At 42.3% G+C, this 10,588-nt stretch carries 10 protein-coding genes and 1 pseudogene; 8 read left to right on the plus strand and 3 right to left on the minus strand.

Features of this window, described 5'->3' with window-relative positions; all coding sequences use genetic code 11:
• From AC1DPZ_RS15740 to AC1DPZ_RS15750, 3 genes and pseudogenes are all read left to right on the plus strand, one after another.
• Positions 1-281: pseudogene (locus AC1DPZ_RS15740) on the plus strand (DNA polymerase III subunit delta); the annotation flags it as partial.
• 283 nt (positions 282-564) lie between these two features.
• Positions 565-1,128, plus strand: coding sequence for an adenylyl-sulfate kinase (gene cysC / locus AC1DPZ_RS15745; RefSeq protein WP_477405031.1), 564 nt, complete (start codon positions 565-567; stop codon positions 1,126-1,128).
• Between the two features lie 47 nt (positions 1,129-1,175).
• The gene (locus AC1DPZ_RS15750; protein WP_477405033.1) at positions 1,176-2,000 is read left to right on the plus strand and encodes a sulfotransferase; all 825 of its coding nucleotides are present in this window, start codon (positions 1,176-1,178) and stop codon (positions 1,998-2,000) included.
• Positions 2,001-2,084: 84 nt separating this feature from the next.
• Here AC1DPZ_RS15750 and AC1DPZ_RS15755 read toward each other — a convergent pair whose 3' ends face one another.
• The gene (locus AC1DPZ_RS15755; protein WP_477405035.1) at positions 2,085-5,021 is read right to left on the minus strand and encodes a PAS domain-containing protein; all 2,937 of its coding nucleotides are present in this window, start codon (positions 5,019-5,021) and stop codon (positions 2,085-2,087) included.
• Positions 5,022-5,166: 145 nt separating this feature from the next.
• On the opposite strand from AC1DPZ_RS15755, the gene AC1DPZ_RS15760 reads away from it, so the two are divergent.
• A complete protein-coding gene (locus tag AC1DPZ_RS15760) occupies positions 5,167-5,610 on the plus strand; it encodes a helix-turn-helix domain-containing protein (RefSeq protein ID WP_477405037.1) in 444 nt (147 codons plus the stop codon).
• A 49-nt stretch (positions 5,611-5,659) separates the two neighbouring features.
• Positions 5,660-6,073 carry a VOC family protein gene (locus tag AC1DPZ_RS15765; RefSeq protein ID WP_477405039.1) on the plus strand — a complete coding sequence of 138 codons (414 nt, stop codon included), beginning with the start codon at positions 5,660-5,662 and terminating at the stop codon, positions 6,071-6,073.
• A 57-nt stretch (positions 6,074-6,130) separates the two neighbouring features.
• On the opposite strand, the gene AC1DPZ_RS15770 is transcribed toward AC1DPZ_RS15765, so the two are convergent.
• Entirely contained in the window at positions 6,131-6,502 is a 372-nt protein-coding gene (locus tag AC1DPZ_RS15770; RefSeq protein ID WP_477405041.1) for a hypothetical protein, read from the minus strand.
• A gap of 229 nt (positions 6,503-6,731) precedes the next feature.
• Between AC1DPZ_RS15770 and AC1DPZ_RS15775 the strand changes: the two genes are divergently transcribed.
• From AC1DPZ_RS15775 to AC1DPZ_RS15785, 3 genes are all read left to right on the plus strand, one after another.
• Complete coding sequence (locus AC1DPZ_RS15775; protein WP_477405043.1) at positions 6,732-7,205, plus strand: pyrophosphohydrolase domain-containing protein; 474 nt, start codon at positions 6,732-6,734, stop codon at positions 7,203-7,205.
• A 72-nt stretch (positions 7,206-7,277) separates the two neighbouring features.
• Positions 7,278-8,240 (plus strand): 23S rRNA (adenine(1618)-N(6))-methyltransferase RlmF, encoded by a 963-nt coding sequence (rlmF, locus tag AC1DPZ_RS15780; protein ID WP_477405045.1) that lies wholly within the window; start codon positions 7,278-7,280, stop codon positions 8,238-8,240.
• Between the two features lie 142 nt (positions 8,241-8,382).
• Positions 8,383-9,255, plus strand: coding sequence for a 3-keto-disaccharide hydrolase (locus AC1DPZ_RS15785; protein ID WP_477405047.1), 873 nt, complete (start codon positions 8,383-8,385; stop codon positions 9,253-9,255).
• A 158-nt stretch (positions 9,256-9,413) separates the two neighbouring features.
• On the opposite strand, the gene AC1DPZ_RS15790 is transcribed toward AC1DPZ_RS15785, so the two are convergent.
• Entirely contained in the window at positions 9,414-10,565 is a 1,152-nt protein-coding gene (locus tag AC1DPZ_RS15790; RefSeq protein WP_477405049.1) for an acyltransferase family protein, read from the minus strand.
• Positions 10,566-10,588 lie beyond the last annotated feature (23 nt).

Genomic DNA, 10,588 nt, shown 5'->3' on the forward strand with positions numbered 1-10,588 from the left:
ACCCAATAGTACTGGTGCTGGGTAACCTTAATAACTTTTTTAGCAAGGTGCTGGCTTATCATTATGTAAAAGATAAATCGCAGCAAAACGTTGCCCGCGAGTTGGGGGTGAACCCTTATTTTGTAAAAGATTATGAACTGGCCGGTCGTAATTATAGCTATCCGAAAACTATGCAGGTTATCAGCTACCTGCGCGAGTACGATTTGAAAAGTAAAGGGGTTGAATCAAACGCCCCTCACGGCGAACTCATGAAGGAACTGATGTTTAAAATATTGCATTAACAACAGGGCAAACCAGCCCGGGTGATCCCAAAAACAAGTAACATTTTTGTTAGGTGTATCATTTTTATGCTTTTATACGTAGCGCTGTCATTTAACCCAAAAACGCCATTTACAGCTCAATTTAAAGGTTTTTCTGCCTCTTTCGACTCGGTTATTAACTTATCTGTAAAGAACTCTTTACAATGTAACATAATTTAACCCCTGATTTAATCGTTATGTTCATTAAACGAAAGCAACCTGCAGTGCTTTCCGGTCATGGTAATAAAACATAAATTATTAAATTATGATACTACTTTTCTGCGGATTATCGGGAGCCGGTAAAACAACATTGGCTAAAAATGTTGCTATCGAACTAAACGACCTGGGCATAAGAACGGAGATAATTGATGGCGATGAATATCGCAACGAAATTTGCCGCGATCTGGGGTTTAGTAAAGCCGACAGGTACGAAAACATACGGCGTTTGGGCTTTGTGGCCAGCCGGTTTTCGGCACACGGAATAGTTACTATAGTGAGCGCCATAAATCCTTACGATGAGTTGCGCCGCGAACTGGCCGAAAAGTATGAGCATGTAAACATTGTTCACATTGATTGTCCTGTTAGTAAACTGATTAGCCGGGATACAAAAGGGCTGTACAAAAAAGCCTTTTTACCAGATGGGCACCCCGATAAGCTAACCAATCTTACCGGCATTAACGCCCAGTTTGATGTGCCCCATGATCCGGATTTGTATATAAATACAAGTAAAAGTACCATAGCGCAAAGCACCTCGTCTCTATTGTACTTTATCCTGAATAATCTTCACCCTATTGAAAAGGCTCAGCATAAAATGGCCGGTAAAGTTTAAACTTATCAGTCACATTATTGTTTATGTTATTTGCCCCACTGTAATTTATGCAAAAAAGAACACTCATTATTGCCGGTATGCACCGCTCTGGCACCTCGCTTATTACCCATTGGCTTTCCAAATGCGGTATGCAGCTGGGTGAAAGACTGGCTTTGCCAAATCATGGAAACGTGGAGGGGCACTTTGAAGATGTAGAGTTTTTAAAAGTACATGAAGAGATCCTTGCCAATCATCAGCTCCCAATTTCGGGTTTAACAGATGAACATGTTTCCTTTTCAATTTACGAGCGGGAAAAAGTTAAAAGCATTATTAACGTTAAGCAGCGGTTATATGATCAATGGGGATGGAAAGATCCCCGTACCTGCCTGTTCCTGGATGTTTATAAAGAGTTGCTCCCGGATGCCTGCTATCTTATCATTCTGCGCGACTACCAGTCGGTAATCAGCTCGTTACTGAGGCGTGAGTTCAGGTATGTTGATAATAAATACCTGGCCCGTAAATATTTATCACGACTTGCATGGCTAAAATTCAGGCGAAGCCGGAGACTTGAGGAATTTTGTCATACTTACGCCCAGGAATTTTTAAAAATCTGGATCACCTACAACCGGGATATACTAAATTGTATTAAAAAATTAAGCCGCGATGCTTTCATAGTGGTTAATTATTCGATGTTAAATAGGGAGGATGCCAACGTTTTTGCGCACCTTAAAAATAACTGGAATTTTTCGTTAAAATATTTCAGGTTCAAGGATGTATTTAAAGAAGGCATGATAGGTAAGGATGTTGATATTGAGCCCTACATTGCTGATAAATCATTAATTGCAACTGCAAAGCAACTGCAGGCGGAGCTTAAGGGGTATATGATTGATTAACCCCTAACCGGCGGGTCGTGCCGTTCGCCAACTGATCCGGATCGGTACCCCACATGCAAAGTTTCCCACAAGAGCAGTTTGCTGCTACTTGCTATCTATCCATTTTATCGCCGACTCCACATCGTTAAAAAAACGGAAAACGATTTTGCCAACCAGGGTATCCACGCTTTTCCGGGCAGATAGCTGGCTGAAAACACTTGGCGAATTAATCCAGGCGAAGTACCTTAATCCCGCTTTTTCCATAGCCGGGAACCATTCGTTATGGCTCCAGTCTGCCGCTTCAGACCAATTACCAAGTACATGGATGTTGTTATTAAGTACGCTGTGAACTTTGTTTTTTTTCAACATATCCAGCATGCGAAGGCACCCCTTTTGTATCGATTCCAGGTTTTGAAAACCGGTCCAGTCGGCATCTATGCGGTTACGTTCCTGGTTATAAGTAAGGGTGATTGTGCTGTCCTGGTAGTACCGGTCGCCATCTATTACGGGTTCAGTTTTTTTGGCGGGGTCAAGCATCAGTCTGAAAAAGAAGGTTGAGCCTTCACCGGGTACGCTTTCTATCCAGAAACTGCCATGGTGTCTTTTCAGGATTTCGGCGGATATAAAAAGGCCCAGACCCAAACCCTCAAAACGCATGGCGGTATTATCAACCCGGTAATAACGGTCAAACAGGCGCATCAGGTTTTTTTCCTCAATGCCGATACCAAAATCCTGAATAGATACAATGAGGCTGTTATCGGTATGCAGGGTACAATTTACAATCACCCTGTCGGCCTCGGGCGAGTATTTGATGGCGTTGCTAAGAAAATTATTCACCACCTGTTCCAGCCGGAAACGATCGCCGGTGTAGGTTACATCATCGGCTTTTTCCAGAATGATCTGATGCGATGTTGTTGCCTGCTGAACACTTTCTATACTATCTTTAAGCATCTCCAGGAAACTGAAGGGTTCCATGTTATAAGCTATTTTACCGGCATTGATGCGGGTAACATCCAACAGGTTGTTAATCAACTTTTCCAGCCGCAGTACATGGGCTGCCGATTTTTGGACAAAGCTGTTGAGCTTTTGCGCATCAGTAGTTCGCTGCATCAGCTGGTTAAATGCTTTAATGCTGGTAAGCGGTGTTTTTAACTCATGGCTGGCTATTGACAGAAACTCATCCTTCTTTTGTTCKTTATGCTTTTGCATCTCGATATTGGTATTGGTACCCAGCCATAGCCTTACCTGGCCATTTTCTATCAGTGGCACAGCCCTCACTAAATGCCAAATATATTGCCCGTTATAAAACTTAAGGCGAAACTCAACCATAAATTCATCAGCGTTTTGCAAAGCTGCCTTCCATTTTTGCGAACTGATCAGCCTGTCATCGGGATGGATAAATTCCTGTAAACTGCGGCCAAGTATTTCTTCCATGCTTTGGCCAAAGTCGTCGCATACAACTTCGTTAACATAATCAAGATAACCATCGGGGCGGGCCGTCCAAACCTGTTGTGGCATTGCATTCAGTAAAAAGCGGAAACGCTGATCGTTCTCCTTTTCTTTTTGCCGGGTAAGTATGGTCTCGGTCATCTCAAAAGCAAAGCCCAAAATTCCATCTACAGTGCCATCAGCATCGTATCTTGCCTGGTAAATAAACGTAAAGTAGCGGTCTTCAAGCGGGCCGTTAACAGTTCGTGCCAGCGGTACTAATAGCTCTTTACCTTCAAATGTATTGCCGGTATAGTAAACATTTTTTAAAATATCTATAATGGGGGTGCCTGCCAGTTCGGGCAAAGCTTCTATAATAGGTTTGGCAAACAGATCCCGGCCCGGGAAAAGCTGCTGGTATGCCGGGTTTACCAGTTCAAATACCATTTCGGGGCCGTCAAGTACGCAAATGCCCGTAGGTACCTGCATAAAAAATCTTTTCAGCCTGTCGCGCTGACTGGCCGCTGCCGCCTGGGCATTAAAAAGTTCAATATTGCGTAACTCCACCCGTTCCTCCAACTCATCATTTAGCTTAAGCACGTCTTGCTGCGCCTGGAACAGCTCCGCGTTCGCGGCGCTTAGTTCTTCATTTGCCGATCTTATCTCCTCGTTGGTTGCCTGTATCTCTTCGTTGGCATTTGCCAGGTCCAAATTTGCGGTCAATAAGTCCCGCTTGTTTTGTTCATGGCGATTTTTTGCCAAAACAAGGTCGGTTATTTCGTATTTAAAACTTAAGACAGATACTATTTTGCCACTCTCGTCTCTAAGGGCCTGGTAAAACACGTTGAAATAATGATCTTGTATTGGTCCGCCCGGTTCCTTGGCCAGCGGGATACAAATCTCGTTGCCTGTAAAGGTTTCGCCGGTTTTGTAAACATGCTGCAGGGCATCAAAAATTGGCTGTCCGCCTACTTCGGGCAAAACGTCTAACAAGGGCTTACCTAATACTTCGCGGTTTGGAAAAAGCTCGTTTTTATACCGCGGGTTTATGAAATCATAAACCAGGTTGGGGCCGGTAACTACGGCTATCTGCGCGGGAATCTCCTCCAAAAGCTTTTCCATTTGCCTGCTCAAATTTGGGGCTTTTGCGGCGGCAGTTATTTCTTTTTCCAGGCTTTGCTTTAAATTCCGTTCGGTAATTACCTGTTGGGTAACATCCTCGGTATAATGAATGATATAGCTCATATCGCCCTCGGCATCAAACACCGGGGTATGTGCGGTATTCCAGTAACGTTCTTCCATTTGCGAAGGGTCAGCTGCGTTGGGTATATCAAACCGCATTACCGGCAACTGATGCGGCTGCCCGGTTTCTAATACTTTATTAAGCGAAAAGCAAATGCCTCCATCTTCGGATGACCAGTCCGGAATTTTAGGAAAAACATCAAAAAGGTATTGTTCTGCCAGCGCCAGCCTTGTTTTGCCTGTTAACTTTAAATAGGCATTGCTGGCTGTGAGAATAAATAGTTCTGGCGAAAGAATGAGGTAGGGTTGAGGTAACGTCTCAAAAACCCTTAACATTTCCGGAGGTAAAGCAGAACTATGTTTTAAAGCCATTTAAGCTATAGAAAGATGGATATAACAATACTAAACGGATAATGTTATTATAGAGGAAAATGTTTTAAAAAAAAATTAATTACTGGGTATGGTTTGAGTAATTTAACTAATTGCCTCATCTTTACCCAGGTTTTTATATAATGATATGGCAGGCATCGCATCAATCCCAAAGGTATATTTATACAGACGTATTGTACATGCCAAATTGTTTATTGATGATTACTACCACCAGCCGATTAATCTTGATGATATTGCTGATGAAGCCTTTTTTTCAAAATTCCATTTCATTCGCCTGTTTAAATCAGCTTATGGCAAAACACCGCACCAGTACCTGATAGCGGTGAGGATTGAAAAAGCCCGCTTGCTGTTACAGGAAGGCACCCCGGTAACACAGGCCTGTTATGCTGTAGGGTTTGACAGCGCCAGTTCGTTTTCGGCTTTGTTTAAAAAAATTGTTCATCTGTCGCCATACGCTTACCAGCAACAGGCACTTAAAAGACTGGCCGATATGTTGCAATCGCCATTAAAATTTATTCCCAATTGTTTTGCGCAGGAAAATGGCTGGGTAAAAAACAGCAATTTTCAATAAGTAAGCGCCTGGTTTATTGTTCATCTTTGGTTCAAACAAATTATTCCACATGATCACAAAAATGAACCACGTTAGCATATTTGTTCTTGACCAGGACAGTGCTTTTGAGTTTTACGTTAATAAGCTTGGTTTTAAAGTGCACACCGACGCGTCAATGGGCCCCGGGATGCGCTGGCTCACCGTATGCCCGCCCGAACAACCCGAACTGGAAATATCACTTATGGCCATTGCCGAAGGCATGATGTTTAAAGGGGATGCTGCACGGCAAATGCGTACACTGGTAAGCCAGGGTACCTTTGGTTTTGGCGTATTTGAATGTAACGATCTGATGGCTACCTACGAAGAGCTGAAAGCCAAAGGCGTTGAATTTAAAAAAGAACCAACAAAAGAGTTTTATGGTTTTGAAGCCTTGTTTAAAGATGACTCGGGCAACTGGTTCTCCTTAGGCGAAAAACAAAAATAACAAAGCCGGGTCATAAAACCAGATTTTGTTATTTTATTAAAATCGTAATAAACGAAATTATTTTACAGGCGAGCTCTCTTCTTTGGCAACAACCGGTTTGGMGGCAACTTTTTTGACGCTGGTTTTTGCAACAGGTTTTTTAACTTCTGCTGGTTTAGCAACAGGCGCAACCGGGGCTTTAACTTCGGCTGAAACCACTTTGGGTTTTTTGTTGGCTTTGGCTGGAGCTTGTTTTTTGTCGCTTATTTTGGCTGTAAGTTTTTTTGCTAAGTTCCTGGCAGTCTTTTCAATAGCCTTTGTTGCTTTTTTAAGATCGGGTTCAACTTCGCTTACAATAGCTTTTAGCTGAGCGGTAAACTTATCGGTTAACTGATTTTTTAGTGCTTTGCGGGCTTCTTTTTCAGGGGATTTTGCTTTTTTATTTTTCATAGAGAACGTTTGAGAAAATTCAGGTTGGTTTTGAACTTATTTTCGGCACAAAGGTAAGTTAATATAAAGCTATTTTAATATTATGTTTATGTTAACAAAATGACTATATGTTAAGTGATTGTTAAATAAATAATATAACCCAATTTTTATCAATCTGTTTTAAATTGTGTTTTTTTGAAAGCGTTGTGGTTATTCATAACTTAGCAGCCTTAGATATTTCCTGATAACCATGATCAAAGATTTAAACTCATTAAACCAGGTTGCCGAATTTCACAGCACTTTTAAACATCCTATTATAGCAGCACCGCAAATTCCGTCAAAGGAGCGTTGCCAGTTGCGGATAGAACTTTTGGCCGAAGAGTTGAAAGAATTGCAACAGGCCGTGAATGACAATAACCTGGTTGAAATAGCCGATGCATTGTGCGATTTGCAATACGTATTATCAGGCGCTGTACTGGAATTTGGTCTTGGACAAAAGTTTAAGGAATTATTTGACGAGGTTCACCGGTCAAACATGAGCAAGGCCTGTAAAACCATAGAAGAAGCCAACCAGACTATTGAACATTACCGCAATACGACGGATACTGAATCGCACTATAAGGAGATTGATGGGCTGTTCCTGGTATACCGTACTGCAGATAACAAAACCCTGAAATCGATCAATTACTCGCCCGCCAATTTGGGCAATATTGTAATAGCTTAAAGCCGAAGGCCGAAAGCTTAAAGCTAAATAATGAACTGCCATTTTTAAATTTATAAATTAAAGTACAAAAACTTGCCCGAATCAGCACCAAACCAACCCGAAGTTAAAGAATTTATGCACCCGCGAAACCGCCACCGCGAGGGGTATGATTTTAAGGCGCTGATGAAGGCTACGCCCAAATTGCGGCCCTTTGTAACCGTAAATAAATACGATAGCCAAACCATTAACTTTGCCAATCCCGAGGCGGTTAAATTGCTGAACAAGGCTTTGCTAAAGCATCATTATGGGATTAGCTTTTGGGATATCCCCGAAAGTTATTTATGCCCTCCTATCCCCGGCCGCGCCGATTACATCCACTATGTGGCCGATCTTTTGGCTGCAGCTAATGATGGCGTTATCCGTAAAGGCAAAAAGGTTAGGGTATTGGACATAGGGGTAGGAGCCAATTGTGTTTATCCCATTATCGGTCACCAGGAATATGGCTGGAGTTTTGTTGGGGTTGATATAGATGAGCAGGCTTTACAATCGGCACAGGAGATCATCAGTAAAAATGATGAGCTGAAAAATGCCATCGAGCTTCGCCTGCAAAAGCACAAGGCCGATATTTTCACTTTTGCCATAAAACCTGGCGAATTGTTTGATCTTACGGTTTGTAACCCGCCTTTCCACGCGTCTGTTAAAGAAGCTGCCGAAGGCTCAAAACGTAAATGGAACAACCTTGGCCTTAAAGTTGGCCGGGAAGAACCCTTGCTCAATTTTGGCGGCCAAAATACCGAACTTTGGTATCCTGGCGGCGAGGCCGCGTTTTTAAAGCAAATGGCCACTCAAAGTACCCGGTTTGCCAAGCAATGCTTATGGTTTACTACCCTGGTATCAAAAAAAGAAAATCTGCGCATTTTGTATAATGCTTTGCAAAAGGCTGGTGCAATTGAAGTTCAAACCATTAACATGTCGCAGGGGCAAAAGGCAAGCAGGATAATGGCCTGGACTTTTCTATCGCCCGAAGACCGGCAGCAATGGGCTAAAAAGCAATAATTAAGCTGGTAGCATTTAATCAATTGCTGATTGTTTTTTACCAATAGCGGCTTTTCTTTAAAGTTGAATGTTTACTTTTAATGGGCAATAACAATCGATTGCGTGTTAAATTAAACCTCAAATTTTATAGCATCTCACCACTATGAAAAAAATCTCAACCATCGTAATAAGCTGCTTGTTTATTTCAGCGCTTACATCCTTCAACGCCGATAAAGGGTGGACCAATCTCATGGATAAAAAAATGAGTAAATGGACCATTTACCAAAGTTTCCGGCTTAAATTCCCTTATAAAGGTGTAGCCCCTAAGGATGCCGATGGCAAAACCCTGCCACCTATCGGCTATGATAAAAATGAGGCCAATGTATTCACGGTAGAAATGCAGAACAATGAACCTGTATTACACATCAGCGGCGAAATTTATGGCTGTATTTATACCAAACAGGATTTTCAGAATTATCACCTTAAACTGAAAACTAAATTCGGTACCAAAAAATGGGATCCCCGTTTAAATGAACCTCTTGATTCGGGCTTGTTATACCACTCGCAGGGCGAGTGCGGAGCAGACTATTTCCATTCATGGATGCTGTCAGAGGAATTCCAGGTGATGGAAGGCGGCATTGGTGATTACTGGAACGTGGGTGCCGCACATGCCACTGTGCGGGCCGGCAAACCAACAGGAGTGCCCAACTACGTGTTTAACAAGGATGCCGATAAGGTATTTATGGGAGTAGGCGCACCTAACCAGGGTTTTTGCCAGCGCAGCGAAAACTTTGAGAATTCAAAAGGAGAATGGAACACCATGGAGCTGATTTGCTACGGCGATAAAAGCGTGTACATTGTAAATGGTCATGTAGTTAACGCGCTATCAAACCTAAGTTACCAGGATGGCAAGGAAAGCAAACCCCTAACCAAAGGCAAACTCCAGCTGCAAAGTGAAGCCGGTGAAGTATATTTTAAAGATATCCAGATTAAAAGCATTGATGAAATGCCGGAGGAGTATGCTGCTTTCTTTTAAACAGGATTAAAAGATTGCGCAGGATGAACGGGACGCAGATTGTTTTATCTGAACCGGAATTCATCGAATTAGTTGAATTATTAGAATTCTAAAATTCTGCAAATTCGTTAATTCGATGAATTCCAATTCAGACACCCTGTTAATCCTTAAATCGTGTATTAAACGCGTAAAAATGTCTTCTTCTGGTACAAGTAATACAAAAACAGCCATTTCACCATTACAAAGGTAATGGCCATAGCTACGGCATTAAAAGGATCGCCCATGAGCTTGCCTATCCAGCCAAAGAAACCGTTGTTGGTATAGCTCCATTTAATAAAGTGACCAGATACATAGATCAGTATGGAGTTCATGCCGATCACCCTGAAATAAAACGACCACTTTTTGTAACCGAGCACATCTATGATATAATAAAAAAATGCCATCAACAGCAGGCTTAAACCACCTACCTGCATTACAAACGAGYTGGTCCACAGGTTTTTGTTGATAGGGAAATCAAGATTCCATATTTGGGCTATCACCAGGAATATTATACCGGTAATAGTCAGTATAGCCACTTTTTTCATTTGCGCTAAACCGGTCTTTTTTAATATGGTACCGGTAATTATACCTAATAATCCGGTGCTAATGGCCGGTATGGTAGAAAATAAACCTTCGGGATCATGAATGCCCAGATACAACTTGCCTGGCAGGATGATCCTATCCATATACGATGCAAAATTGCCCTGCATTGTTAAATCGCCATGCGGGAAGCCTGGTGCCGAAGTAAATTTAAGCAGCAACCAGTAACCTATAATGAATACCCAGAACCATACCATTTGCATGCGCTCGCTGCTGTACAGGTAAATAATGTTGGCAAACATATAAGCAATCCCGATACGGCCCAACACACTTGCAAAACGGATCTCGGATATTGGCATAATGTTTAATCCGTTATTAACCACTAAACCCAGCAATACCAATAATAATGCTCTTTTTATAACCCTAACAACCAACTGTTTTTTGCTCTTGCCTTTCTCTAATTCCCGGCCAACCGAAAACGGTGTAGATACACCCGCCATGAACAGGAATAGCGGGAAGATAAGGTCGTACAGGTGAAAACCATTCCAGTCGGGGTGTGTAAACTGGTTTGCAATGGCCTCCCAAAATGGCGATTTGGTGGCTTTGGCCATGGTATGAAAGATCTCTTCGCCACCCATAATCCAAAACATATCAAACCCGCGAAGGGCATCCAATGAAAATAAACGGGTAGGGGCGGTATTAATATCATCGGGCGCGGAATCGCCTGATTTTGTTTTGGTTGTAGTGGTCATTGTTTATAAGATTTTGTTTGAAC

Source organism: Mucilaginibacter sp. P4_G9, assembly GCF_056400985.1.